The 25,079-nt window shown below is 70.4% G+C and carries 23 protein-coding genes; 6 read left to right on the top strand and 17 right to left on the bottom strand.

Going from position 1 to position 25,079, the window contains the following annotated elements; all coding sequences use genetic code 11:
• Positions 1–21 precede the first annotated feature (21 nt).
• Positions 22–2,247 (bottom strand): protein translocase subunit SecD, encoded by a 2,226-nt coding sequence (secD, locus tag ABFX50_RS11310; protein ID WP_346145649.1) that lies wholly within the window; start codon positions 2,245–2,247, stop codon positions 22–24.
• Between the two features lie 18 nt (positions 2,248–2,265).
• Entirely contained in the window at positions 2,266–2,616 is a 351-nt protein-coding gene (locus ABFX50_RS11305; RefSeq protein ID WP_346145647.1) for a hypothetical protein, read from the bottom strand.
• A gap of 37 nt (positions 2,617–2,653) precedes the next feature.
• Between ABFX50_RS11305 and ABFX50_RS11300 the strand changes: the two genes are divergently transcribed.
• Complete coding sequence (locus ABFX50_RS11300) at positions 2,654–4,315, top strand: alpha-amylase family protein (RefSeq protein ID WP_346145645.1); 1,662 nt, start codon at positions 2,654–2,656, stop codon at positions 4,313–4,315.
• Here ABFX50_RS11300 and ABFX50_RS11295 read toward each other — a convergent pair.
• Positions 4,302–4,865, bottom strand: coding sequence for a TetR/AcrR family transcriptional regulator (locus tag ABFX50_RS11295; RefSeq protein WP_346145643.1), 564 nt, complete (start codon positions 4,863–4,865; stop codon positions 4,302–4,304). The two genes, ABFX50_RS11300 and ABFX50_RS11295, sit on opposite strands and share 14 nt — an antisense overlap.
• Before the next feature lie 65 nt (positions 4,866–4,930).
• Here ABFX50_RS11295 and ABFX50_RS11290 point away from each other — a divergent pair, with 65 nt between their 5' ends.
• Together ABFX50_RS11290 and ABFX50_RS11285 are read left to right on the top strand one after the other, a co-directional pair.
• Entirely contained in the window at positions 4,931–5,647 is a 717-nt protein-coding gene (locus ABFX50_RS11290; protein ID WP_183654785.1) for an SDR family NAD(P)-dependent oxidoreductase, read from the top strand.
• Positions 5,644–6,324: an alpha/beta fold hydrolase gene (locus ABFX50_RS11285; protein ID WP_346145641.1), complete on the top strand. Its 681-nt coding sequence runs from the start codon at positions 5,644–5,646 to the stop codon at positions 6,322–6,324. Before ABFX50_RS11290 ends, ABFX50_RS11285 begins: the two co-directional genes overlap by 4 nt.
• Positions 6,325–6,426: 102 nt before the next feature.
• Here ABFX50_RS11285 and ABFX50_RS11280 read toward each other — a convergent pair whose 3' ends face one another.
• The 8 genes from ABFX50_RS11280 to ABFX50_RS11245 all read right to left on the bottom strand — a co-directional run bounded on the left by ABFX50_RS11280 (position 6,427) and on the right by ABFX50_RS11245 (position 16,584).
• Positions 6,427–7,164 (bottom strand): cytochrome d ubiquinol oxidase subunit II, encoded by a 738-nt coding sequence (locus tag ABFX50_RS11280; protein WP_346145639.1) that lies wholly within the window; start codon positions 7,162–7,164, stop codon positions 6,427–6,429.
• A gap of 9 nt (positions 7,165–7,173) precedes the next feature.
• Positions 7,174–8,424 carry a cytochrome ubiquinol oxidase subunit I gene (locus ABFX50_RS11275; RefSeq protein WP_346145637.1) on the bottom strand — a complete coding sequence of 417 codons (1,251 nt, stop codon included), beginning with the start codon at positions 8,422–8,424 and terminating at the stop codon, positions 7,174–7,176.
• A gap of 65 nt (positions 8,425–8,489) precedes the next feature.
• On the bottom strand, positions 8,490–9,158 hold the full coding sequence (locus ABFX50_RS11270; RefSeq protein WP_183654797.1) for a response regulator: 669 nt from the start codon (positions 9,156–9,158) through the stop codon (positions 8,490–8,492).
• The gene (locus tag ABFX50_RS11265; RefSeq protein WP_346145634.1) at positions 9,155–10,243 is read right to left on the bottom strand and encodes a sensor histidine kinase; all 1,089 of its coding nucleotides are present in this window, start codon (positions 10,241–10,243) and stop codon (positions 9,155–9,157) included. The genes ABFX50_RS11270 and ABFX50_RS11265 overlap by 4 nt, the downstream gene beginning before the upstream one ends.
• On the bottom strand, positions 10,240–10,929 hold the full coding sequence (narI, locus tag ABFX50_RS11260; protein ID WP_346145632.1) for a respiratory nitrate reductase subunit gamma: 690 nt from the start codon (positions 10,927–10,929) through the stop codon (positions 10,240–10,242). The genes ABFX50_RS11265 and narI overlap by 4 nt, the downstream gene beginning before the upstream one ends.
• Positions 10,926–11,480: a nitrate reductase molybdenum cofactor assembly chaperone gene (gene narJ, locus ABFX50_RS11255; RefSeq protein ID WP_346145630.1), complete on the bottom strand. Its 555-nt coding sequence runs from the start codon at positions 11,478–11,480 to the stop codon at positions 10,926–10,928. Before narJ ends, narI begins: the two co-directional genes overlap by 4 nt.
• Positions 11,477–13,057: a nitrate reductase subunit beta gene (gene narH / locus ABFX50_RS11250; protein WP_346145629.1), complete on the bottom strand. Its 1,581-nt coding sequence runs from the start codon at positions 13,055–13,057 to the stop codon at positions 11,477–11,479. Before narH ends, narJ begins: the two co-directional genes overlap by 4 nt.
• On the bottom strand, positions 13,057–16,584 hold the full coding sequence (locus tag ABFX50_RS11245) for a nitrate reductase subunit alpha (protein ID WP_346145627.1): 3,528 nt from the start codon (positions 16,582–16,584) through the stop codon (positions 13,057–13,059). Before ABFX50_RS11245 ends, narH begins: the two co-directional genes overlap by 1 nt.
• Positions 16,585–16,629: 45 nt before the next feature.
• Here ABFX50_RS11245 and ABFX50_RS11240 point away from each other — a divergent pair, with 45 nt between their 5' ends.
• On the top strand, positions 16,630–17,799 hold the full coding sequence (locus ABFX50_RS11240) for an MFS transporter (protein ID WP_346145626.1): 1,170 nt from the start codon (positions 16,630–16,632) through the stop codon (positions 17,797–17,799).
• The gene (locus ABFX50_RS11235; RefSeq protein WP_183654814.1) at positions 17,796–18,008 is read left to right on the top strand and encodes a hypothetical protein; all 213 of its coding nucleotides are present in this window, start codon (positions 17,796–17,798) and stop codon (positions 18,006–18,008) included. Before ABFX50_RS11240 ends, ABFX50_RS11235 begins: the two co-directional genes overlap by 4 nt.
• Here the strand turns inward: ABFX50_RS11235 and ABFX50_RS11230 are convergent.
• Positions 17,982–19,016 carry a fatty acid desaturase family protein gene (locus ABFX50_RS11230; protein ID WP_346145623.1) on the bottom strand — a complete coding sequence of 345 codons (1,035 nt, stop codon included), beginning with the start codon at positions 19,014–19,016 and terminating at the stop codon, positions 17,982–17,984. The two genes, ABFX50_RS11235 and ABFX50_RS11230, sit on opposite strands and share 27 nt — an antisense overlap.
• Before the next feature lie 164 nt (positions 19,017–19,180).
• Here ABFX50_RS11230 and ABFX50_RS11225 point away from each other — a divergent pair, with 164 nt between their 5' ends.
• Positions 19,181–20,068: a phosphotransferase enzyme family protein gene (locus tag ABFX50_RS11225; RefSeq protein ID WP_346145621.1), complete on the top strand. Its 888-nt coding sequence runs from the start codon at positions 19,181–19,183 to the stop codon at positions 20,066–20,068.
• A 7-nt stretch (positions 20,069–20,075) separates the two neighbouring features.
• On the opposite strand, the gene ABFX50_RS11220 is transcribed toward ABFX50_RS11225, so the two are convergent.
• From ABFX50_RS11220 to ABFX50_RS11200, 5 genes are all read right to left on the bottom strand, one after another.
• Positions 20,076–21,236 (bottom strand): low temperature requirement protein A, encoded by a 1,161-nt coding sequence (locus ABFX50_RS11220; protein ID WP_346145620.1) that lies wholly within the window; start codon positions 21,234–21,236, stop codon positions 20,076–20,078.
• A gap of 101 nt (positions 21,237–21,337) precedes the next feature.
• Positions 21,338–22,135, bottom strand: a complete 798-nt coding sequence (locus ABFX50_RS11215) for an alpha/beta fold hydrolase (RefSeq protein WP_346145619.1) — start codon at positions 22,133–22,135, stop codon at positions 21,338–21,340.
• A gap of 73 nt (positions 22,136–22,208) precedes the next feature.
• Entirely contained in the window at positions 22,209–22,706 is a 498-nt protein-coding gene (locus ABFX50_RS11210; RefSeq protein WP_183654827.1) for an isochorismatase family protein, read from the bottom strand.
• 26 nt (positions 22,707–22,732) lie between these two features.
• Positions 22,733–23,875 (bottom strand): metal-dependent hydrolase family protein, encoded by a 1,143-nt coding sequence (locus ABFX50_RS11205; RefSeq protein ID WP_346145617.1) that lies wholly within the window; start codon positions 23,873–23,875, stop codon positions 22,733–22,735.
• A 116-nt stretch (positions 23,876–23,991) separates the two neighbouring features.
• The gene (locus tag ABFX50_RS11200) at positions 23,992–25,068 is read right to left on the bottom strand and encodes a winged helix DNA-binding domain-containing protein (RefSeq protein ID WP_346145615.1); all 1,077 of its coding nucleotides are present in this window, start codon (positions 25,066–25,068) and stop codon (positions 23,992–23,994) included.
• Positions 25,069–25,079 lie beyond the last annotated feature (11 nt).

Raw genomic sequence — 25,079 nt, 5'->3', positions numbered from 1 at the left:
CCGACTACCCTCCCGCAAGGGTCACACGACGGCTCCAGAACCCTCGCGCGTGCGGGGATCGCGCCGCTTGGCCGGCTCGGGCGGCGGCTGCTTGCTGTGCCTCTCGAGCTCGATCGCCAGCGGACCCGCCACGAACGACGAGGTCAGCGTGCCCACGACGATGCCGATGAGCAGCGCGATCGCGAAGTCGCGCAGCGAGTCGCCGCCGAACACCGCCAGCGCGGCCAGGATGAACAGCGCGCCGAGACCGGTGTTGACGGTGCGTGGCGCGGTCTGCAGGATCGCCTGGTTGACGATCTGGGGGAAGGGCGTCTTCCTGTGCGCCGTCCACAGCTCGCGCACCCTGTCGAAGACCACGACCTTGTCATTCACCGAGTAGCCGATGATCGTCAGCATCGCCGCGAGGAAGACGCCGTCGATCGGCTTGCCGAGCCACGCGAAGGCGCCGACGACCGCCGCCGTGTCCACGAACAGGGCCAGCACCGCGGCGGCGCCGAAGGTCCACCTGAACCTGACGGCCAGGTAGAGCAGCTGGGCCGCGAGCGCCACGCCCAGCGCGATCAGCGCGTTGCGGCGCAGCTCCTCGCCGAGCGAAGGGCCGATGAGCTCGTCGCGCACCTTGTCGACCCCGCCGCCGAGCGACTGCTGGATGCGGACCACGTCGTCAGCGCTGATCTGTCCCGTGCGGACCGAGATGCCCTCGTCCGAACTCTGTACCACGGCCGAGGGGAAACCGGCGGTCGCGACCGCCTGCCTGGCGGTGTCGGCGCTCATCGGCGTCGCCGTCGTGAACTCCACGAGGCGCCCTCCGGTGAACTCCACACCGAAGTTCAGCCCGCGCGAGAGCAGGCCGCCGACCGCGACCACGACGATCACCGCCCCGACCGCCAGCCAGCGCCGCGCGTGGCGCATCACGAAGGGGTTCTTCGCCGTCAGCCAGGTACGCACCCTGCCGATGGAGCCGAGACCCGAGAGGCGAGGCGGCACCCTGCCGATGATCCACTGGGTGAGCGCCCTGGTGATGAGCATGGCCGAGACGAGCGAGGCGAGCACGCCGATGGACAGCGTCACGCCGAAGCCCTTCACGGGGCCGGAGGCCAGCCAGAACAGCAGCCCCGCGGCCAGCAACGTGGTGATGTTGGAGTCGGCGATGGCGCTCCAGGCGTTCTTGAAGCCCCTGTCGAGCGCCGCCTTCAGGCCCTTCTGCGGGGAGGCGCCGTACTCCTCCCTCGCCCTTTCGAAGACCAGCACGTTGGCGTCCACGGCCATGCCGATGGCCAGCACGAAACCGGCCAGGCCCGGCAGGGTGAGGGTGGCGCCGAGGGCGACCAGCGCGGCGTAGGAGATGAGGCCGTAGGAGGCCAGAGCGATGGCGGCGAGCAGGCCCACCACCCGGTAGACCAGGATGATGAAGGCGCCGGTCAGCAGGACGCCGACCACGCCGGCCTTGGCGCTGGCCGCGATGGCGTCGGCGCCGAGCGTCGGGCCGACCGTCCGCTGCTCGACGATCTCCAGCGGCACGGGGAGCGAGCCGCCCTTGATCAGGACCGCGAGGTTCTGCGCCTCCTCGGGGGTGAACGAGCCGGTGATCTCGGTGGAACCGCCGGGCATGCCGGTACGGCACGGCGTCCCCTCGTTCACCTGCGGCGAAGAGATGATCTTGTTGTCGAGCACGATCGCGACCCTGCGCTTGGGGTCGCCCACGGGCTCGCAGGCCGCCGCGCCCGTCAACTTCTGCCAGGCGGCGGACTCTCGAAAGTCCACGGTGACGAACCACGAGACGCCGCGCTGCGGATCGGTGCGGGCGGCCGCGTCGGTGACGCCGTCGCCGCTGATCACCGCGGGGCCGAGACGGAGCGGCTGACCGCTCTCGTCGGGCAGCCCCTTGGGGTCGTCGGCGCCGAGGACGGCGTGGAAGGAGAGCTGGGCGGTCCTGCCGATCACATCGGCGGCCTTGCGCGGGTCGAGCACGCCAGGCAGTTCGACGATGATCCGCTTCTCGCCGGAGCGGACCAGGGTCGGGTCGACGACGCCCAGCGCGTCCGTCCTGCGCTGGAGCACCTCCAGCGTTCTGTCGGTGGCCGCGGCGTCGGCCTTCACGGTGGGCGAGTCCTTCGTCTCGAAGACGAGCTGGGTGCCGCCGCGCAGATCGAGGCCGAGGCGCGGCGACATGGTCAGGGCTAGGTACAGGGAAGTCGCGATGACGGCAAGCGCCGCCACCGCACGCCACACGGGCGCACGGGACATGTGTCCTCCACAGGGCTCTTACAGGGATGTGGTGAGAGCGGTGGAGGTGGGAGGCGCGCGGGCGGGGGCCCTTCTGTGGTGCTCACGGCCCTGCGCGCGGCGCAGGGCGTCGGGGGCGGCTGACAGGCGGGCGCGCGTGCCGTACGAGAGCCTGGCGGCCAGGACGGCGACGCCGCCCGTGGCCGCGTGCACGCCCTTGCCCGCGTGGGCCTGGGGCCTGGAGGGGTCGGGCAGGATCTGGTGGTGATCGGCGGCCCTGAACGTCTTGGCGTGGACGGCGGGCGCACCGGAGGCGGGCGGAGTCGTCCCGCCGGCCAGGAAGAGCGTGGACAGCAGGAGCAGCAGCGCAGCAGGCAACCTGGTCCGCACGCGTTCACCATACGCCTGATCGGGTAGCGGGGGCGTCATGCGGCTCACGTACACAAGCGACCTTTGGTACAAGAACGCGGTCATCTACTGTCTTGACGTCGAGACCTACAAGGACGGCAACGGCGACGGGGTGGGCGACTTCCGCGGCCTCACCCAGCAGATCGACTATCTGCACAGCCTGGGCATCACCTGCCTGTGGCTCATGCCCTTCTTCCCGACGCCCAACAAGGACGACGGCTACGACATCACCGACTTCTACAGCATCGACCCGCGCCTCGGCACGCTCGGTGACTTCGTGGAGTTCATGCGCACCGCGAAGGACCGGGGCATCAGGGTGATCGCCGACCTGGTGGTCAACCACACCTCCGACCAGCACCCCTGGTTCAAGGAGTCGCGGTCGAGCAAGGATTCGCCGCTCCGCGACTGGTACGTGTGGAGCGACAAGCCCGAGCCCGACGACCCCAGCCAGATCGTCTTCCCCGACAAGGAGAACTCGATCTGGCAGCTCGACAAGAAGACGGGCCAGTACTACCTCCACAGCTTCTACCGGCACCAGCCCGACCTCAACGTCGCCAACCCCGAGGTCCGCGACGAGATCGCCAGGGTGCTGGGCTTCTGGATGGAGCTGGGCCTGTCGGGGTTCAGGGTGGACGCGGTGCCGTTCCTCATCGAGAACGTCGGCGACAAGCTGCCGGACCCGCACGCCTTCCTGGCCGATCTGCGCGCCTTCATGAGCAGGCGCGAGGGAGGCGCGGTCCTGCTGGGCGAGGTCAACATGCCCTACAAGGACCTCGTCGGCTACTTCGGCGACGGCAACGGCGACCAGCTCACGATGTGCTTCGACTTCATCGGCATGCAGCACGCCTGGCTGGCCTTCGCCAGGAGCGAGGCGGGGCCGATCAACCAGGCGCTGGGCGACAGGCCGAAGCCGCCCAAGGACTGCCAGTGGGCGACCTTCCTGCGCAACCATGACGAGCTGACCCTCGACAAGCTCACCGACGAGGAGCGGCAGGAGGTGTTCGACGCCTTCGGCCCCGACAAGGACATGCAGATCTACGGCAGGGGCCTGCGCCGCAGGCTGCCCTCGATGTTCGGCGGCGACCTGCGCAGGATCAAGATGGCCTACAGCCTGCTGTTCTCCATGCCGGGCACCCCGGTGATCTTCTACGGCGAGGAGATCGGGATGGGGGACAACCTCGACGAGGAGGGCAGGATGGCCGTCAGGACCCCGATGCAGTGGTCGCAGAGCGGCGGTTTCAGCGACGCCCCACCGGTGCGCGGGATCCCCGGCGGCTCTTTCGCACCCGAGCGAGTGAACGTGGCCGACCAGAAGCGGGACCCCGACTCGCTGCTGCGCTGGTTCCAGCTGCTGATCGAGCGTTACAGGGAGTGTCCCGAGCTGGCGTGGGGCGACAACACGGTGCTGGAGACCGGCCACCCCTCGGTCTTCGCGCACCGCTGCGACGCCGACGGCGCGACCGTGGTGGCCGTCCACAACCTGTGCGACACCGCGACGGAGATCGACCTGGCGCTGGAGGGGCTGGACGGCTCCGTGCTCACCGACCTGCTCGCCGACGAGACGATGGAGGTCGCCGACGGCACCGTGCGGCTGCCGATGTCGCCCCACGGCTGCCGCTGGCTGCGTGCGGCCCCGCGCGGTGACATGCCTCCCGAGGACGCCTCGATCATCGCTCACTAGCGGGGTAGGCCAGCATGGCCAGCTCCGCCACCCTCTCCAGCTCCTCGCGGGTGGCGCCGTCACGGGCCTGGGTGGACATGCCCTGGATCACCGAGGCGTAGAAGGTGGCCAGGGCGGGCGCGTCGGGGCCGTCGATCCTGGCCTCCAACGCCGCCTTGGCCGCCTCCCTGAACCCGCGTAGCCACTCCTGCACCTCGGCGGATTCCGGCCCGCAGTTCACGGCCCCCGAGATGATCAGGCAGCCGGGCGGGTGCGCGGGGTCGGTGTACTCCGCCGCCGTCTCCATCAACAGCCGCCGGATCGCCTCGCGCCCGGTGGTCTCTTCGGCCAGCGCCCGCGTGCTGAACGCGCCGTGCGTCTCCCTGTAACGCAGGACGGCCTCCTGGAAGAGCGCCCGCTTGTCGCCGAAGGCGGCGTACAGGCTGGGCGGGCGGATGCCCATCGCCTGCGTGAGGCTTGCCACCGAGGTCGCCTCGTAGCCGTGCCGCCAGAACTCCTGCACCGCGCTCTCCAGCGCCTGGTCCCTGTCGAACGACCGCTGTCTCGCCATGGGTTCATTCTATAGCGATCGCTATGCTATGTTTCTGTATCGATCGCTAAAGAAAGGTGCGCGAGATGAGAACTGCCCTGGTGACAGGTGCGAGCAGGGGGATCGGAAGAGCCGCCGCCGTACGGCTGGCGCGTGACGGATTCCACGTGGTCGTGAACTACGCCGAGGACGAGGTGGCGGCCTCGGAGGTGGTGTCGTCCATCGAGCGGGAGGGCGGCAGCGCGGTCGCCGTACGGGCGGCCCTCGGCACGCCCGGAGCCGTCACCGCGCTCGCCTCCGAACTGACCTCCCTCGACGTGCTGGTCAACAACGCGGGGGTGGGGCTGCCGAAGCCGCTGTCGGAGGTGACGCCCGAGGAGTACGACCGGGTGTTCGCGGTGAACGTGCGCGAGCTGTTCTTCCTCACCCAGCGGTTGCTTCCCCTGATCCCCTCAGGAGGCCGGATCATCAACGTGACCTCGGGGGTGACCAGGATCTCCTACCCCGAGGGCATCGCCTACGCGATGACGAAGGGCGCCGTCCAGACCTTCACGCTCGCCCTGGCCAAGGAGCTCGGGCCGCGCGGCATCACGGTCAACAACGTCGCTCCCGGCATCATCGACACCGACGCCAACGCCTCATGGCTCGACGAGGGCGGCAGGGCCTACGCCGCCTCCCGCCACGCGGTGAACAGGGTGGGAGAGCCGCACGAGATCGCCGACGCGATCGGCTTCCTGGCCTCTCCGCAGGCCTCGTTCATCACCGGCACCACCATCGACGCGACCGGCGGAGGCAACCTGTGAACCTCGTCCTCGTCCACGGCACCGGCGGCGACCCCGCCACCAACTACGGGCACCTGGTGGACGGCTTCGCCGACGTCCGCCACGTGATCACCCCCGACTACTCGCGGCTCACCGGCGAGCTCAGCGTGGACCAGCTCGCCTCCCACGTGACCGCCGACCTGCCCGACGAGCCGTACGACCTCGTCGGCTTCTCGCTGGGCGCGGTCGTGGCGGCGGCGATCGCGGCAGGCGACCCTGCCAGGGTGCGCAGGCTCGTGCTCATCGCGGGATGGGCCGACAACTCCGACTTCCGCCTGCACCTGGGCTTCTCCACCTGGGCCAGGCTCGCGGCCACCGACCCTACGTCCTTCGCGGCCTTCGGGCCTCTGGTGGCCTTCAGCCCGGCGTTCGTCAGCGCGATGGGGGAGGGCGCGACCAAGGGCACCCCGCCGCCCGGGACGGTGTCGCAGATCGAACTGGACGCGCGGGTGGACATCCGCGACCGCCTCCCGCTGATCACCGCGCCGACGCTGGTCGTGGGGTGCTCGCAGGACCATCTGGTGCCCGTGTCGAACGCCAGGGCGTTGCACGAGGGGATCGCGGGCAGCTCCTACGCCGAGCTGGACAGCGGACACGTCGTCCTCCTCGAACGCCCCGCCGAGATCACCACCCTGATCCGCGACTTCATCCTCACCTGACCCCACCTTCAAGGAAGCCCCCCCGGGACCTCACACCCGTGACCGCCCGCTCAGGTGCGGGTGGGTGTGGGGTGAGGTCCCTCGGGGGCGAGGGGCGGGGGCTCAGAGGTAGGACGGGCCCGTGACGCGGGCTCGGAAGGTCCACCAGACCCACGCCTGCGCCGCCACCAGGAACGGGATCAGCGCCAGCGTCACCGGCACCAGGAGCGACAGCGTGGTGGCGTCGGCGGCCGAGGCGGCGAGGTCCAGGTCGGCGCCCGCCAGCACCCCGAGCGCCGTCAGGGCCGCCGCCGTCAGCGCGTACGTGCGGCCCTCGCCGGACCCGCCGGTAAGCCGTACGGCCCGCTCCCGCAGCTCGCCCGTCAGCCGCAGCCCCGCGAACGCCAGCCCGTGCATGGCGAACAGCAGCGCCACCATCACCGCCGCCACGAGGGGCACCGGCAGGATCTGGGTGAAGATCACACCCCAGGCCAGCGCCAGCGTCCACGAACCGCCGACGACGGCTCCGTCCCAGAAGGTCTGCCAGCGCGCCCCCGGCATCCTGCCGCGCAGCCACAGCCCCATGTCACGGATGACCCAGCCGACCAGCAGCGCCACCACCGCCAGGTAGTTGCCGCTCAGCAGCTCGCCCTCCAGCAGGGGGAACAGCCCCGCCAGCACCCCTGCCGCGGCGACCAGCCACACCTCGTTGCCGAGGAAGAAGGGGGCGATGGCGGCGATGACCGTCCTGCGCTCGGCGGCGGTCCTCCCGAGGTACGGCAGCAGCATGCCCACCCCGATGTCGGCCCCCGCGAGGATCAGGTATCCGAGAGCGAAGAAGCCCAGGATGAAGATCTCCACGATGTCTCCTCAGAAGGTCAGGGCGGGGGCGGGGGTCTCGGCGGGGCGGCTGCCCAGGGCCACGGCGTCGGGCCCGCGCCTGGCGTGCCTTGCCAGCAGCCAGTAGTTGACGACGATGAGCAGGCCGAAGACGGCGCAGAAGGCGATCAGCGAGACGCGCATCTCCAGCGGGGTGACGTGCGACATCGCATGCTGGGTGGTCAGCAGGCCGTACACGACCCAGGGCTGGCGGCCGACCTCGCGGAAGACCCAGCCCGCCAGCATGGTGACGAACGGGACGGGGATCATCGCGGTCAGCAGCCAGTGCCAGATCCGCAGCCTGCGCACGGCGGGCCTGAACAGCATGAGCAGGAAGCTGACAGCCGAGAAGACGAGCATGACCACGAACAGCAGCATCATCACGACGCCCGCGGTCCGCACCAGCTCGACGGGTGGCAGGTAGTCTCCGGGGCCGAAGCGCGCGACCATGTCGGCCTGCACCTGGGCGAGCTCCTTCGCGCTGCCCGACCAGGCCGCCGCCTTGGTCGGCTGCATCGTGGCGAAGCCGAGGCCGCCGAAGACCCCGGCGACCAGCGTGGCGGGCAGCGCGACGGCGAGGCCGATCCGCAGCGACTTGCGGAAGAACTCCTGCTCTCGGGTGCGCCTGCGCAGGTGGTAGGCGCTCACCCCCGCCATGAAGAAGCCTCCGACGACCATGGCGCCGCTCAGGACGTGGCCGAAGGCGACCAGCGAGGCGGGGTTGGCCGTCAGCGCGCCGAAGTCGTTCAGCTGGAGCACGCCGTTCACGACCTCGTGGCCGACGGGGTTCTGCAGGAAGCCGTTGGCGATCAGGATCCAGAAGGCGCTGGCGTAGGCGGTCAGCGTGACGACCCAGATCAGCGCGAGGTGCGCCCAGCGGTTCAGCCGGTCCCAGCCGAAGATCCACAGGCCGAGGAAGGTCGACTCGATGAAGAAGGCCACCAGCGTCTCGATCGCCAGGGCGGCGCCGAAGACGTTGCCCGCGAAGTGGGTCAGGCCGCTCCACGACATCCCGAACTGGAACTCCATCACCAGCCCCGTCACGATGCCCATGGCGTAGTTGATGATGTAGAGCTGGCCCCAGAACCTCGTCATCCGCAGGTGGATCGGGCTGCGGGTCAGTGTCGCCCTGGTCTGCAGGACCGCGACCAGGGTGGCGAGGCCGAGCGTCAGCGCGACGAAGAGGAAGTGCGCCCCCGCGGTCAGCGCGAACTGCAGGCGGGCCAGGTCTACCGTTTCCATACCTCAGACGATCCGGGTACGGCATGGCCCGCCGCGTCAGCCCACGGTTGTGCAGGCCGTACACCCTAGGGTGTAAGCCATCCGGGGGTGATGACGCCCGCCTCGTAGGCGAGCACGACCAGCTGCGCCCTGTCGCGCACGTCGAGCTTGGTCATGATGCGGCTGACGTGCGTCTTCGCGGTCGCGGGGCTGAGCACGAGCCTGGCCGCGATCTCGTCGTTCGACAGGCCCTGCGCGACCAGCTCCATGACCTCCCTCTCGCGCTCGGTCAGGGCGTTCATCTGCGGCCCTGGCGCGGGCCGCTTCACCCTGCCGGCGAACTCGGCGATCAGCCGGCGGGTGATGGAGGGCGCGATGAGCGCGTCGCCGCGCGCCACGACCCTGACGGCGTGGATGAGCTCGGCGGGCTCGGTGTCCTTGACCAGGAAGCCGCTCGCTCCGGCCTTGAGCGCGCCGTAGACGTAGTCGTCGAGGTCGAAGGTGGTCAGGATGACGACCCTCGTGCCGCTCAGCCGGGGGTCGGCGGCGATCTGGCGGCTGGCCTCCAGCCCGTCGAGCTCGGGCATCCTGATGTCCATCAGCACCACGTCGGGGCGCAGCTCGCGGGCCTTGGAGACGGCCTCGCGGCCGTTGGCGGCCTCGCCGACCACGTCGAGGTCGTCCTCGTCGGACAGGATGGACCGGAACCCCGCCCGCACCAGTGTCTGGTCGTCGGCCAGCAGCACGCGGATCACAGCGGCAGCTCGGCGACGACCCGGTAGCCGCCCTCGGGACGGGGGCCCGCCACGAGGGTGCCGCCCAGCGCGGCGGCCCGTTCCTTCATTCCCTGCACGCCGTACCCGCTTCCTCCCGCGAAGACGACGGAGGGGCCGTCGTCTTCAACCGTGATGACCATCTTTCCGGATATCTCGGCGACTGACAGCCGCGCCCTGCCCGCCGAGGAGTGGCGGGAGACGTTCGTCAGCGCCTCCTGGATGATCCTGGCCGCCGCGAGATCGACCTCGACGGGCGGCGGCTCCCCGACGCTGATGTCGCTGTCGACGGCGAGGCCGCTCCTGCGCACCACCTCGTCGAGCTGCCCGAGGCTCGCGGTGGGGCTGGTCGGGGCGCCTTCGTCCACCTGGCGCAGCACGCCCAGCGTGGCCCGCAGCTCCCTCAGCGTCTCCTTGCTGGTCTCCTTGATCGCCTGGAGCGCGGTCTCGGCATCCTCCGGACGCTTCCTGATGCCGTGCAACGCGGCCCCCGCCTGCACGTTGATCAGGGAGATGTTGTGGCCGAGCACGTCGTGCAGCTCGCGCGCGATGCGCAGCCGTTCCTCCGTCGCCCTGCGCCTGGCCTCCGCCTCCCTGGAGTGCTCGGCGTCGGCGGCCCGCCGTTCGACCTCCTCAAGGTAGGCGCGCCTGTTGCGGGTGACGCCTCCCGCCGCGACGGCCGTCGCCAGCCAGCCGGCGATCATGAGGAACAGCCCGTTGTCGACGTGCCTGACGCCGCCGGCTTCACCTACGCCCATGCCGAGCAGCAGCGCCCCCGCCACCGTTCCCGCCGCCACCAGGTGACCGAGGTCGGCGGCGGTGTAGAGGGCGAGCAGGGCGCCCAGGAGGATGGGGCCGTCGTAACGGGCGAAGGGGTAGTAGGCAGCGCAGGCGATCATCACCACCAACAGCACCGCGACGGGATGCCTGCGTCGCAGGAACAGCGCCCCGCAGACGACCAGCGGCAGGATGAGGTCGAGGGCGTTGGGGCTCACCCCCGGCCTTGTCAGCACGGCCACCACGCAGCCCACCGCTATGACCGCCACCACGCCCGCCGTCACCTTCACAGGTCCATTCTGTCGCGACTCCTGTAGACGATGTACGGCCTGAAGAGATAGCCGATCGGGGCGGAGAAGGCGTGCACCAGGCGGGTGAAGGGGAACAGCGCGAACAGCAGCATCCCGATCAGCGCGTGGAGCTTGAAAGGCCAGCTCGCCAGCGACATCGCCGCCGCGTCGGGCTGCAGCGCGACGACGCCGCGAAACCAGGGCGAGACCGTCTGGCGGTAGTCGTGGCCGTGCTCGAACTGGCTGGCGACGGTCGTGAACAGCCCGGCGACGATCGCGGCCACCAGCACCACGTACATCGTCTTGTCGTTCTTCGTCGTGGACAGGAAGACGGGGCCCGTCCGCCTGCGACGGTAGATCAGCAGGGCGATGCCCGCCAGCGTGCAGAAGCCCGCGATGGCCCCCACCACCAGCGCGTTGAGGTGGTAGAGCCGGTCGGAGATCCCCACCGCCTCGGTCCAGCTCTCGGGGATCAGCAGGCCGACCACGTGACCGAGGATGACGAACAGCAGCCCGAAGTGGAACAGCGGGCTCCCGACGCGCAGCAGCCTGCTCTCGTAGAGCTGCGAGGAGCGCGTGGTCCAGCCGAACCTGTCGTAGCGGTAGCGCCAGATCAGCCCGCCGACCAGGATCAGCAACGTCAGGTACGGCCCGACGATCCAGACTGCCGTCTCGCCCCAGCTCATCGGTAGACCCCCACCGACTCGGCGGGCGGCCCGGCGGCGGCGAGCCGTTCGGCGGCCCGCAGGTCACCGGCGCTCGCGGGGGGCAGCGTGGCGCACACCGTCGAGACCACCGACTCGTACGGCGAGCCCTCCTCGGCCAGCGCCGCGCGCAGCAGCTCGAGCCCCGCCCTGTGCTCCTTCAGCACCTGCTCGCCCGAGGGATCGAGCGCGGCGAACTCCAGCACCACCGGCAGGAAGTCGGGCAGCTCGTCGTCGCACAGCTCCCAGCCCGCCGCCCGGTAACGCGCCTTCAGCCGCGCCAGCGACTCGCCGCGCCGCCGGGTGTCGCCGTCGGCGTAGTAGGTCAGGTAGAGGCAGCACCTGCGCTTGAGGTCGAAGACCTCGACGTAGTGCGCGGCCAGCTCACCGTGGCCCATGCGGGCCACCCGGTCGAGGAAGGCGGGGAAGTGCGGCTGGGCGGCCTCGCGGACGAGCGGGAGCCTGGCCCAGAAGCGGTCGTCGGGATAGGCGAGCAGGTGTGCGGCGGCCTGCCGTACGACGGGGTGGTTCATAGCTTCTCCGGAGGTGTGCCCTTGCCGTCCCAGTTGAGGAGCTGAGGGCGGTCGTGGCTGATCTCCTCGCTGGTCTGGCGCTGTTTGAGACCGTGGAAGCTCTCGATCGAGACCGGCACGGGACCGCCCGACGCCTCCCCGAAGGGGCCCTGGGCGCCTGGGCCGCCGTCGTAGTCGAGGCTGCAGCCGATCTCGTCGACCGAGCCGGGCGTCACGCCCGCCGCGGTGGGGATGACGTAGCGCTCCTCGTACTTGGCCAGGGCGAGCAGCCGGTACATCGCGTGCAGCTCCTCGTCGGGGATGCCGACCTGGGGCGGCCGCGTGCCGAGGTTGACCGCGCGCATGTACGAGCGCATCGCGGCCAGGCGGCGCAGCGAGGCCGTCACCGGGGCGGGGTCGCCCGCCGTGAAGAGCTCGGCGAGGTAGTCGACGGGGATGCGCAGCGACTCGATGGCGGCGAACAGGTTGTCGGCGTCCTCGCCGTCGTGGCCGGAGGTGGCCAGCGCGTCCACGACGGGGGAGAGCGGCGGGACGTACCAGACCATCGGCAGCGTCCGGTACTCGGGATGCAGGGGGAGCGCCAGGCGGTACTTCACGATCAGGTCGCGGACCGGCGATCTGCGGGCCGCCTCGATCCAGTCCGCAGGCAGGCCTGACCCTGCGACGGCCGGGTCGTCGGGGTCGACGAAGAGCGACAGCTGCGCCTCGTAGAGGTCCTTGTCGTCGGGGGTGGCGGCCACCTCCGACACGCGGTCGGCGTCGTAGAGCATCACCCCGAGATAGCGCAGCCGTCCGACGCACGTCTCCGAGCAGACGGTCGGCAGGCCCACCTCCACTCGCGGATAGCAGAACGTGCACTTCTCGGCCTTGCCGGTCTTGTGGTTGAAGTAGACCTTCTTGTACGGGCAGCCGGTCACGCACATCCGCCAGCCCCTGCACCTGTCCTGGTCGACCAGGACGATCCCGTCCTCGCTGCGCTTGTACATCGCGCCGGAGGGGCACGAGGCGACGCAGGACGGGTTGAGGCAGTGCTCGCAGATGCGCGGCAGGTAGAACATGAAGGCGTTCTCGAAGTCGAGCTTGACCTGGTCCTGGATCCTGCCGAGCAGAGGGTCCGGCGAGGGGTCGCCGCCCAGGTTGTCGTCCCAGTTGGCGCTCCAGCGCACGGTGGTCGGCTCACCCGTGATCAACGAGCGGGGCCTGGCCACGGGGACGTCGTCCGACAGCGGGGCCCTGGTCAGGTTCTCGTAGTCGTAGGTCCACGGCTCGTAGTAGTCGTCGATCGAGGGCATGAGCGGGTTGGCGAAGATGCCGAGCAGCTTGCGCAGCCTGCCGCCCGCGCGCAGCCTCAGCCGTCCCTTGGCGTCGACCTGCCAGCCGCCGCGCCAGCGCTCCTGGTCCTCGTAGCGCCGGGGATAGCCCTGTCCCGGGCGGGTCTCGACGTTGTTGAACCAGACGTACTCGACGCCCGGCCTGTTGGTCCAGGTCTGCTTGCAGGTGACCGAGCAGGTGTGGCAGCCGATGCACTTGTCCAGATTCATGACCATGGCGATCTGCGCCATCACCCGCGGGCTCATCAGTACGCGACCTCCTGCGATCGGCGGCGGATCACGGTGATCTCGTCGCGCTGGTTGCCCGTGGGGCCGAGGTAGTTGAAGCCGTAGGACAGCTGCGCGTAGCCGCCGATCATGTGCGTCGGTTTGATCAGCACCCTGGTCAGCGAGTTGTGGATGCCGCCCCTGCGCCCCGTGGCCTCGGACTTCGGCACGTCGATGACCCGCTCCTGCGCGTGGTACATGTACACGGTGCCCTCGGGCATCCGATGGGAGACGACGGCCCTGGCCACCACCACGCCGTTGCGGTTGACGGCCTCGATCCAGTCGTTGTCGGCGACCCCGATCCGCTCCGCGTCCCGCACCGACATCCAGATCGTCGGCCCTCCGCGTGACAGCGTGAGCATGATCAGGTTGTCCTGGTACTCCGAGTGGATCGACCACTTGGAGTGCGGCGTCAGGTAGCGCACGACGAGCTGACCGGCGCCGCCCTCGCCGAACAGCGCCGCCATGTCGAGCGGCGGACGGTAGACGGGCAGGGCCTCGCCGTACTCGTGCATCCAGTCGTGGTCGAGGAAGAAGTGCATCCGCCCGGTCAGCGTGTGCCACGGCTTGTCGTGCTCCACGTTGATGGTGAAGGGGGAGTATCGCCTGTCGTGCGACTCCTTGCCCGACCATTCGGGGCTGGCCGCGACGTGCTGCGGCCTGGCCTGGGTGTCGGAGAACTCGATCCGGTGACCCTCGTGCGCCAGGCCGCCGAGGTCGGTTCCCGTCCGCTCGGCCAGCTGCGCGAACCCCTGGACGGCCAGCCGCCCGTTCGAGGTGCCCGACAGGGCCAGGATGGCCTCGCACGCCTTGGCGTCGGTGTCGAGCAGCGGCCTGCCCTTGGCGGGGCCGTGGGCGGCCAGCCCGTTGCGCTGCCCGAGCCAGGCGACCTCGTGGTCGGGACGGAACGTCACGCCCTTCACCGGGAGGCCGAGCCGTTCGGTCAGCGGCCCGAGCGCCGCCAGCTTCGCCGCGACCGCCCCGTAGTCACGCTCGACCACCACCAGCTTCGGCGCCACCTCCGCGGGCGCGCGCCCGCCGGGCTGGGCGGTCTCTCCAGGCGTGTCGTGCTGGTACGGCACCGCCACCACGTCCCTGCGCGTCCCGAGATGGTCGCGGGCCAGCCCGCTGAAGGCTCTGGCGATCGCGTGGAAGGCCGAGAAGTCGGTCTTCGTCTCCCACGGCGGGCTGATCGCGGGGTTGAAGGCGTGCACGAAGGGGTGCATGTCCGTGGAGGACAGGTCGTGCTTCTCGTACCAGGTCGCCGCGGGCAGCACGATGTCGGAGAACAGCGTCGTGGAGGTCATCCTGAAGTCGAGCGTGACCAGCAGGTCGAGCTTGCCTCGCGGGGCCTGCCCGTCGGGCTCGGGCAGGTTGGAGTCGGCGCCCAGCAGGTGGTGCAGGAAGTACTCGTTGCCCTTGGCCGACGAGCCGAGCAGGTTGGAACGCCAGATTGTCACCACCCGAGGCCAGTTGCGCGGATCGTCGGGCTGCTCGGCCGCGTAGCGCAGCCTGCCCGAGCGCAGCTCCTCCAGCGTGAACGCCACGGGGTCGGCGGCCTCACCCAGCTCCAGCGGGTTGCGGTCGAAGGTCGGCGCCATCGGCATCCAGCCGTTGCGCACCGCCTGCGCCACGAGGTCGGCCGTGCGCAGCCCCGCGAACCTGCCGGTCCCGAGCGGCGAGCACAACTCGTCCGCGTCGAACCTGTCGTAACGCCACTGGCCGGTGTGCAGGTACCAGAACGGCGTGGCAGGCGTCTGCCTCGCCGGCCTCGACCAGTCGAGCGCCCCCGCCAGCTGCGCCCACCCCGTCTGCGTGCGGCACTTCTCCTGCCCGACGTAGTGCGCCCAGCCGCCGCCGTTGACGCCCTGGCAGCCGGTGAGCAGCAGCAGCGTCAGGAACGAGCGGTAGATCGTGTCGCCGTGGAACCACTGCGTGGTGCCCGCGCCCAGCACGATCATGCACCGCCCGCGCGTCGCCTCGGCGGTTCTCGCCAGCTCTCTGACGATCTTCTCCGCCCTCCGCGCGGGCACCCCCGTGATCGGCTCCTGCCAGGCCGGCGTGTACGGCTCCGCCGCGTCGTCGTAGCCCTGGGGCCAGCCGCCCGGCAGCCCGGGGCGCCCGACGCCGTACTGCGCGAGCATGAGGTCGAAGACGGTCGTGACCAGGTGCCCGCCGACCCGCGTGACCGGCACGCCCCTGCGGAGCACGCCCTCCTGGTCGAAGCGCGGGAGCAGGACCTCGGCCGTCTCCCCGCCGAGAAGGGTGAGCCTGGGCAGGTTGTCCAGCCTGAGGTTCCACCGGCCCTTGCCCGAGTCGGTCCAGCGGAAGCCGACCGAGCCGTTGGGCGCCACGGGCTCGCCCGCCGCGTCGAGGAAGACGGTCTTCCACTCGGCGGCCTCGTCGGTGGAGCCCAGGTCGGCGGCGGTGAGGAACTTGTCGGGCACGTGGGCGCCGTCGCGCTCGGCCAGCCGGACGAGGAAGGGCAGGTCGGTGAAGCGGCTGACGTAGTCGGTGAAGTACGGCACCTGCCGCTCGACGAAGAACTCCCTGAGCAGCACGTGGCCCATCGCCATGGCCAGCGCGCCGTCCGTGCCGGGATTGACCGCAAGGAACTCGTCGGCGAACGTGGCCGCGTCGTTGTAGTCGGGAGCGACCACGACGACCTTCTGGCCCCTGTAGCGCGCCTCGGCCATCCAGTGGGCGTCGGGGGTGCGGGTCACAGGGACGTTCGCGCCCCACATCATCAGGTAGGCGGCGTCCCACCAGTCGGCGGACTCCGGCACGTCGGTCTGGTCGCCGAACACCTGGGGGGAGGCGACGGGCAGGTCGGCGTACCAGTCGTAGAAGGAGAGCATGGTCCCGCCGATCAGCGAGACGAACCGCGAGCCGATCGCGTGGGAGACCATCGACATGGCCGGGATGGGGGAGAACCCGGCCACGCGGTCGGGGCCGTAGGTCTTGATGGTGTGGACGTGCGCGGCGGCGATCAGCTCCGTGGCGAGGTCCCAGGTGATCCTGACCAGGCCGCCCTTGCCGCGAGCCCGCTGGTAACTGTCGCGCTTGTCTCGGTTCGTGGTGACCTCGGCCCAGGCTGCCACCGGGTCCAGCCCCGCGGCCCTGGCCCGGCCGTACAGCTCGACGAGGACGCCTCTGGCGTACGGGTAGCGGATCCTGGTGGGGGAGTAGGTGTACCAGGAGAAGGCGGCGCCGCGCGGGCAGCCGCGCGGCTCGTACTCGGGACGGTCGGGACCCATGCTCGGGTAGTCGGTCTGCTGGGTCTCCCAGGTGATGATCCCGTCCTTGACGTAGACCTGCCAGGAGCACGAGCCCGTGCAGTTGACCCCGTGCGTCGAGCGGACGACCTTGTCGTGACTCCACCTGTCGCGGTAGAAGGCATCGCCCTTCCTGCCGCCCGACAGGTGGACCGTCCGCAGATCGTCGCTGGTGACCGACCTGCGGAAGAACCTGCCCGTCTTCAGTAGGAGATCCTCCGCCTCACTCATGGACCCACTTCATCACACTGAGTGATGATCTGTTACACAGGGTGCATGTACAAAGGTCAAACGGTCAATCTGGTTCTCGCCACGATCGCCTTCGCCGTCACCTTCTGGGCATGGAATCTGATCGGGCCGTTGTCGGGCACCTACAGCAGGCTGCTGGAGCTCTCACCGACCCAGACCTCGATGCTGGTCGCCATCCCCGTGCTGGTCGGCTCGCTGGGCAGGATCCCCGTGGGCGTGCTGGCCGACAAGCTCGGCGGGCGACTGATGTTCGCGGCGCTCTGCTTCATCACGATCGTGCCCGTCCTGTTCGTGGGCTGGTCGGACTCCTACGGGGCGCTGCTGTTCTGGGGGTTCGTGCTGGGCGTCGGCGGCACCTCGTTCGCGGTCGGCATCCCCTTCGTCAACGCCTGGTACGAACCCGCGCGGCGCGGCTTCGCCACCGGCGTGTTCGGCGCGGGCATGGGCGGCACCGCGCTGTCGGCGTTCCTGACCCCGCGTCTGGTGGAGTCCATGGGCCGCGCGCAGACCCACGTGCTGATGGCCGCCCTGCTCGCGCTGATGGGCGTCGTCGTGCTGGCCGCCGGCAGGAACGCGCCCGCATGGTCTGCCTCGAAGGAGCCGGCGATGCCGCGCATGCGGGAGGCCATGAAGGTCAGGGCGACCTGGCAGTGCGCCTTCCTCTACGCCGTGGCCTTCGGCGGGTTCGTCGCCTTCTCCACCTACCTGCCGACCCTGCTGCAGAACGTCTACGCCTTCGCCCAGACCGAGGCGGGCCTGCGCACGGCCGGATTCTCCGTCGCGGCGGTGGTCGCCAGGCCGCTGGGCGGCATCCTGTCCGACAGGGTGGGGCCGGTGCGGGTGCTGCTGCTGTCCTTCGCGGGCACGGCGCTGATGGTTGTCGTGCTGGCCTTCAAGCCGCCCGTCGAGATCCCCGCGGGCATCAGCTTCGTCGCCGTCGCCTTCTTCCTCGGGCTCGGAACGGGCGGTGTCTTCGCCCTGGTCGCCAAGCTCGTCGAGCCCTCGAGGGTCGGCACCGTGACCGGTCTGGTCGGCGCGGCGGGCGGGCTGGGCGGCTACTTCCCGCCCCTGGTCATGGGCGCCGTCTACACCGCCACCGACGCCTACACGATCGGCTACCTGCTGCTCGCCCTCACCGCCCTGGCGGCGCTGCTCTACACATTGAAGGCATTTCGCTCGGGTAGAGGTGGGAGATGAGCACACAGGACGAACTTCGCCAGCTCGAAGAGGACCTGGCGAGGTTGAAAGCATCGACCGCGGACCTGCGCAGCCAGATCAGTGACATGGGCGCCACGGACGCGGTGGAGAGGTCGGCCATGCTGAGCATGGCCGACGAGCAGGACGGTCTGATCGCCGAGCTGGAGTCGAGACGTGACGAGCTACGCTCGCGCCTTGACCTTTCGTAGGGGCTCGCCGACCTCGTGAAGGTGGCGGAGCGCCTGGCCGTAGGAGCTGATCAGCCCCGACTCCAGGTAGTCCACGCCCAGCTCCGCGCAGTGGGCCATGACGATCGGCTTCGCCTTGCGCAGGTTGGGCGTGGGCATGTTCGGGAACAGGTGGTGCTCGATCTGGTAGTTGAGCCCGCCCAGCGCCACGTCCACGATCCAGCCGCCCCGCACGTTGCGTGAGGTGAGCACCTGCTTGCGCAGGAAGTCGAGCTCGTCCTCCTTGGTGAGGATGGGCATGCCCTTGTGGTTCGGCGCGAACGTGCAGCCGAGATAGACGCCGAAGACGGCCTGGTGCACCAGGGTGAACACCACGGCCTTGCCGAACGGCAGCACGGTGAAGATGAGGCCGAAGAACCAGACGAAGTGCACCACCAGCAGCGCGGCCTCCAGGCCCCTGTGCCGCATCGACTCCTTGGCCAGCGCCTTGAAGCTGGCCACGTGCAGGTGCCAGCCCTCCAGCGTCAGCAGCGGGAAGAACAGCCACGCCTGCCTGCGGGCGACGAACCTGGGCAGTCCCTTCACCCGCTCCGCCTGCTCCACCGACCAGACGATCACCGCGGGCGACACGTCGGGATCATGGTCCTCGTGGTTGGGGTTGGCGTGATGCCTGGTGTGCTTGTCGGTCCACCAGCCGTAGCCCATGCCGATGAACAGGTTGCCCGCGATCCTGCCGGCTATCTCGCTCGGCCTGCGGTTGCGGAACACCTGCCGGTGCGCCAGGTCATGGGCGACCAGGGCGAGCTGCGCGAAGGCGACAGCCGACGCGAAGGCGACGAGCAAGGTCCACCACGAATCACCCACCAGGGCGAACGCCACCCAGCCGCCGACGAAGGCGACGGCCACCAGGCTCAGGCGGAGTGTGTAGTAGAGGGGCCGTCTGTCCAGCAGGCCGGCTTGGTTGATCTTTCGTGCCAGTCGGGCGAAGTCGCTGCCTCGGGCTTCGACGGTGACGGGTACGTCGGTCACGGGGCTCCTCATGAGCGTTGGGCAATGGCCCCACACTGACGTGCCACACCATATGGGGGCAATAGATCGTCAGTTCGGTGACTGATGTCTCCCCCGAATCATCGCACTTCTTGGCATGTGCTCGGTCCCGCCGACGTGCGCTTGCCGTCCTGCAGACTGTTGGAGTGATCTACGCAGACATTCCGCTGACCTTCGCGATCCGCCAGGCTGTCGCCGTCACCTGGGGCGTGTCCGACGGCGAGGGCGTGCGCCTGCACGGCGGGGAGGAGTCGGCCGCCTACCTGCTCGGCGAGCACGTGGTGCGCGTGGGCCCCACCTGGCGCACCACCGCGGAGGCCGAGTGGTGCCACGCCATCGGCCGTGCGGCCGCCGAACGGCTCCCCGAGGCGGTGGCTCCCCTTCCCACCCCCTCGGGCGACACCGTCATCCGTGTCGCGGGCCGTCCGATCTCGCTGTGGCCGTACGTCGAGGGTTCCTGGCCCGACTCCGACCTGCCCGAGCAGCGCGTCCAGGGCGCGCGCCTGCTGGCCAGGCTGCACACCGCGCTGGCCGGCGTCCGCCCGCCCCCGCGCCCGAGGCCCGCCTTCCAGGAAGAGGGCCTGGACGGCACGCCGCCCTCCGACGCCGCTGACCTGGCCGACCCCACGCTGGACCGCTGGCTGGCCGCCTTCCACAGGGAGCGCCCGCGCCGCCACCCCCTGCACGGCGACTTCTACACCGGCAACACCCTCGCGAGGAACGGCACGATCGTCGCCGTGCTCGACTGGGACGAGACGTTCGTCGGCGCCCCCGAGCTCGAACTGGCCGCCGCCGCCCTCGAATGGGGCGACGACGAGCTCGGCCCGAGCAAGGAGTTCGTCGAGGCCTACCTCGAGGAGGGCGGCACCGCGGCACCGCTGACGGAGGAGGAGCTGGCCCAGCTGGTCAGGCACAAGCTACGCAGGGAGTACGCCTACTTCCACAAGGCCGTCGCCGCCGGCGTCGTCCACGACGAGGACGACCTCGACTACCACGAGCGCCGCGTGGCGCTCTTCCACTCGCTGGCCCGCTAGCCTGCCGTCAGGCGGCGACCTGGAGCCTGCGGAACAGCACCGAGTCCCAGATCGCGACCGCCCAGACCACCAGCATCCCCGCCGTGCTGATCACCAGCGGCGGCGCGACCAGGGCCAGCAGCCCCAGCGCCGCCAGCGCGGCCACGGCCGCCACCCGGTTGACGGGCACGTAGCCGAACACCGCCCGCTTGAACATCGCGTGCCCGACCAGGAACAGGGCGGGACCGCCCAGCACGGTCAGCGCCGTGGCGAGCGAGGTGTGCCCGCCGGGATGGGCGATCACCAGCTCGTCGCCGACCGCCGAGACGATGATGCCCAGCACCATCGGGATGTGGATGTAGGTGTAGGCGGAGCGGCCGAGCCGTCCAGGGTCGTCGGAGTCGGCGATGGCCTCTGCGGCGGCCTCGGCGGTGCGGTCGAAGTACACCCACCACAGGGCCACGCTGCCGAGGAAGGAGACGACGAAGGCGGCCACCGCGCCGGCGTTGAAGTCGTGTCCCGCCAGCGTCGCCCCGGTGACCAGCACGGATTCGCCGAGCGCGATGATGACGAACAGCTGGCAGCGCTCGGCCATGTGCGAGCCGTCGATCGTCCAGTCGGTCGTGACCGACCTGGGCATGAACGGGGTGGGATAGCCGATCGCCGGCGCGGCGTACTCGACCGCCAGGGCGGCCAGCCACAGCAGGACCTGAGCGGTGCCGCCGACCAGGGCTCCTGCGATCCAGAGCACGGCCGACAGCAGGAGCCAGACCAGGACCCTGATGAAGACGGCCTGCAGAGCGGTGCCCCTGGACAGGACCGTGACCGCGATGGTCCGCCCCACCTGGATCATCACGTAACCGCCGGCGAACCACAGGGCGTGCTCGCCGAAGGCGTCCGGCAGCGCCGCCGCCATCACCAGCCCGCCGACCATCACGCCGACGAGCGTGAACCGCATCCCCGGGTGGTCGGGCTGCAGGTAGTTGGTGCTCCACGCGGTGTACATCCACGCCCACCACACGGCCAGCGCCAGGATCAGCGTCAGGCCCACACCCTGCAGGTCGAGATGCTTGAGCAGCAGGTGGGAGAGCTGGGTGATCGCGAAGACGTAGACGAGGTCGAAGAACAGCTCGATCGGCGCGACCCTGCCGCCCACATTGCTCCGGGACCTCAGGATCTCGATCGCCACAGTGTCGCTCCTCGCCCCGCATGGGAAACCTAGCGGGGTATTTCTACTTCCATGGCGGTATGCCCGTCTACCGGGTTGGACCTCCAGCTCGGCCGAAGCGTTCAGCTCAGGACGAAGTCGGCGATGTCGGAGGCGAAGCGCGGGTGGGTGAAGCTGCCCATGTGGCTGGCGCCGGGGTAGACGATGTGGCGGCAGTCCGGGATCCCCTCGGCCGTCTCGCGGAAGATCTCGGGGGTGTAGGCGAGGTCCCTGTCGCCGTTGACGACCAGGGTGGGCGCGGTGATCTCCGACAGGCGGTCGCGGATGGAGAAGGAGTCCTCGGCCCTTGCGAAGGCCAGCGGGTCCGCGGGGTCGCTCGGGCGCATCATCGGGTCCATGAGCCAGAGCGCGGGCGTCAGGGCGAGCTGCCCGAGCCTCGACCCGGTCATCAGGGGCGCGAGCAGGTGCAGGCTGCGCCGGCCCGTCGCCGCCACCTCGGTGTAGCGGCGCTGCACCCGCCGCGTCAGGTCGGTGAGCCGGTGCCCCGCGCCGGCCACGACCAGCTTGCGGACGGTGTGCGGGTGGTCGGCGGCCAGTTGCAGCGCCAGCGAGCCGCCCGAGGACAGGCCCAGGACGTTGACCGGCTCGCCGAACTCCTCCATGAGCGCCTCGGCGTGCTGGGTCGCGATCTCGGCCATCGTGGTGCCCTGGCGCATGCCGGGGGCCCTGGTGACGGCGTGGACCCTGAAGCGCTCGGCCAGCGGCTTGACGATCTTCAACTCCAGCGGGCGCTCCATCCCCTTCGGGTTGGCGTGGTTGGCGGCGAACCCGCGCAGGACGATCAGCGGCTCGCCCGACCCGAGCGAGAAGCGGGGCAGCCCGTGGGGGAGCGTGCTCTGCTCGATGCGAAAGTGGGGCATGACCCCGATGCTCGCACGCGGGGGTGGGGGACCAGAAGGGGACCTCGTCGACTGCTCGCCCGCGGGAGCGGGTCTAGAAGGCGACCTCGTCGACCTCGACGACGCGCCCGCCCGCCTCTGACAGCTCCTTCTCGACCGCGAGCGAGACCTCGTGGGCGGGGCGCGGGTCGTCGTAGGTGGCGTGGGCCCCGCGCACCAGCGTGACCTCATGGCCGAGCGCCAGCGCGGTGAGCGAGGTCTCGCGCACGCACCACTCGCTCTGCATGCCGGCCACGACCACCTGGCTGGAGGGCGGCAGCAGGTCGCCGAGGTCGGTGTTGGCGAAGGCGTCGGGGACCGACTTGTCGATGACCACCTCGCCCGCCGCGGGTTCGTGGACCAGCTCCCAGCCTCGCGTGCCGCGGACGTCGGGGTCGCCGGGCCCACCGTTGTTGCGGACCCACACCACGGGCTCACCCGCCGCGCGGGCGCGTTCGAGCAGGGTGGCGATCGCCGCGGACACGTCCTTCCACGCGGGCACGGGCTGGGGAGGCTCGAGCATGTTCCGCTGGACGTCGATGAGGAGAAGCATGCGAACATTCTATCGAATGAAAGGGATCACCGCAGCCTTCTGCCCATCCTGAAGACCGCGAAGGGGCGCTGGAGCGCGCTGATGTCGGCCAGCGGGTCGCCGCTCACGGCCACGAGGTCGGCGTCGTACCCCTGCATGATCCGCCCCTTCCTGTCGGCCACCCTGCACGCCCTTGCCGCCCTGGAGGTGACCGAGCGCAGCACGTCGAGCGGCGCGTATCCGAGGTCGACCAGCATCCGCGCCCCGTACGGCAGGACACCGTGCGGCTTGCCAGGCCCGATCCCCGCGTCGCTGCCGATCACGAAGGCCACGCCTGCCGCGTGCAGCGCCATGAGCGCCGCCATGATCCCCGGCATGCGCTTCGCGATGCCGGGCGGCGGCGGCCCGCCCGTGGGCACGATGCCCGCGGTGAGCGAGACGATCACGTCGGAGGCGGCCAGCCTGGCGATGATCGTCTCGTCGTGCTCGGCCGCGTGCTCGGTCATGAACGAGCAGTGCTCGATCGTGTCGAAGCCTGCCGCCAGCGCGTCGGCGATGCCCTCGCCGGCGTGCGCGTGCGCGGCGATCGGCAGGCCGTGCGCGTGGGCCTCCTCCACCGCCGCGCACAGCTCGGCCAGGCCGTACTGCCTCAGGTGGGAGAAGGTGCCAGGGGTCATCTCGCCGCCGGTCACCATCATCTTCACCACGTGGACGCCGCGCTCGGCCCGCTCGCGCACGGCCGCGCGCACCCCCTCCACGCCGTCGGCCTGCCCGCCGAGGAACCAGCAGTGGCCCCCTGTCGTGGTGATCGGAGGCCCCGAGGCGAGGATCTCGGGCCCTTCTGTGACACCGAGCTTCTCGGCGAGCCTGAGCGCCAGGTAGCCACGGTCACCGAGGTCTCTGACGGTCGTGACGCCCGCGGCGACCGTCCTGGCCGCCTCCTCGCGCATCCTGTCGAGCACCTCCTCGTCGCTCGACTCCCTCAGGTGGCCGACGGGGTCGGCGCTGGCGTCGAAGACGAGGTGGACGTGGCAGTCGATGAGCCCGGGAAGGAGGGTGACGTCGCCGAGGTCGAGGTCGGCGGGGCCGTCCACGGTGACGGCGGTGATCTTTCCATCGGTGACGTGGACGACCCGCTCGCCGAGCAGCTCCCTGCCGTCGAACAGGCGTCGTGCGCGTATGGCTGGCATGGCCTGACTGTCGCAGCGGCCCAGGCGGGCGTCATGAGTAGCCCGTACTCACCCCTGGCGCCCGGGTGGGGAAGGCGCGGCGACGCCTCCCTCGCGGCCTGGCCCATGAACCTGACCTAGGCGTGCGGTCCCACGGTGATCTTGTCGATCGTGAGCCGGGGGACGCCCTCCATGATCTCGCCGACCCGCTCGACCTGCTCGCCGAGCCGCGCCATCTGCCACGCGTCCAGCTCGGCGAGCGGCTCGACGGTGATGTCGATCTTCCGGCCCGAGCGGCGCTGGTGCCAGACCCCCGCCACGACGCCGTCGACCAGCAGCACCGGGTAGTTGCCCGCCTGGCCGCGCGCCAGCGCCCGCTCCCACGCCTGGCCGGGGAAGAGCTGCTCGCGCGGGTGCGAGCCGACGACGAAGGCGTCGAAGTACGGCAGCAGCCGTACGCCCCTCACCGGCTCGTCCGGCGCCCTGGTGTCGCCCCGGTTCACCCAGCCGCCCTCGACCTTCTCCGGCGCGACCTCCTCGAACAGCCTGGAGGCCCAGGTGACGGGGGCCGACAGCCAGCGGGCGAAGTGCTGAGGGGTGGAGGGGCCGTAGGAGTGCAGGTAGTGCCTGAGCAGCTCGGCCTTCGCGCTGTCGCTGTCCGCGGGCTTGACTCCCGGGTTGATGTAGGTGACCTTGCGGCCCCTGGCGGGGCCGAAAGCGAGCACGCCCCTGTGCGCGGCCAGGTGGACGGCCTGCCGCCAGCGCGGCCACTTCGTCTGGAACGCGTCCATGACCCTGTCGCCCGCCCACGGTCCCGCGATGGCGGTGACGGCCTCGTCCAGCTCGTCGATGACGAGCGCGCCGTCCTTCAGCGCCACGCCGACCGCCTCCACGACCCGCTCGATCTGGTCGGGGGTGAGCAGGTCGATCCTGCCGGCGGGCAGGCTGGACAGGGCGCCGGTCCACATGGCCAGGTCGCGGGCGGGAAGCAGGTGCACGGTGCCGCGCGGGCCGTAGGTCTTCACCAGGCTGCGCTCCTCCCACAGCGCCTCGCGGACCTCCACCCTGGTGACGCCCGGCATCCGCAGGCCGATCGACAGTTCGGCCGCCGACATCACCTGCGCGTGCGCGCCGCACATCGCGGCCACCACATCGGCGGCGGTCGCGGGGTTGTCGGGGAAGTGGCGGGCCAGACGGCGGGCGTTCCAGTTCATGGTTGCAGCGT

The organism is Nonomuraea recticatena, from assembly GCF_039533245.1.
Taxonomy (GTDB): domain Bacteria; phylum Actinomycetota; class Actinomycetes; order Streptosporangiales; family Streptosporangiaceae; genus Nonomuraea; species Nonomuraea roseola.
Note: the sequence above shows the minus strand (reverse complement) of the source record. Positions and strands in the feature narration are given on the sequence as shown.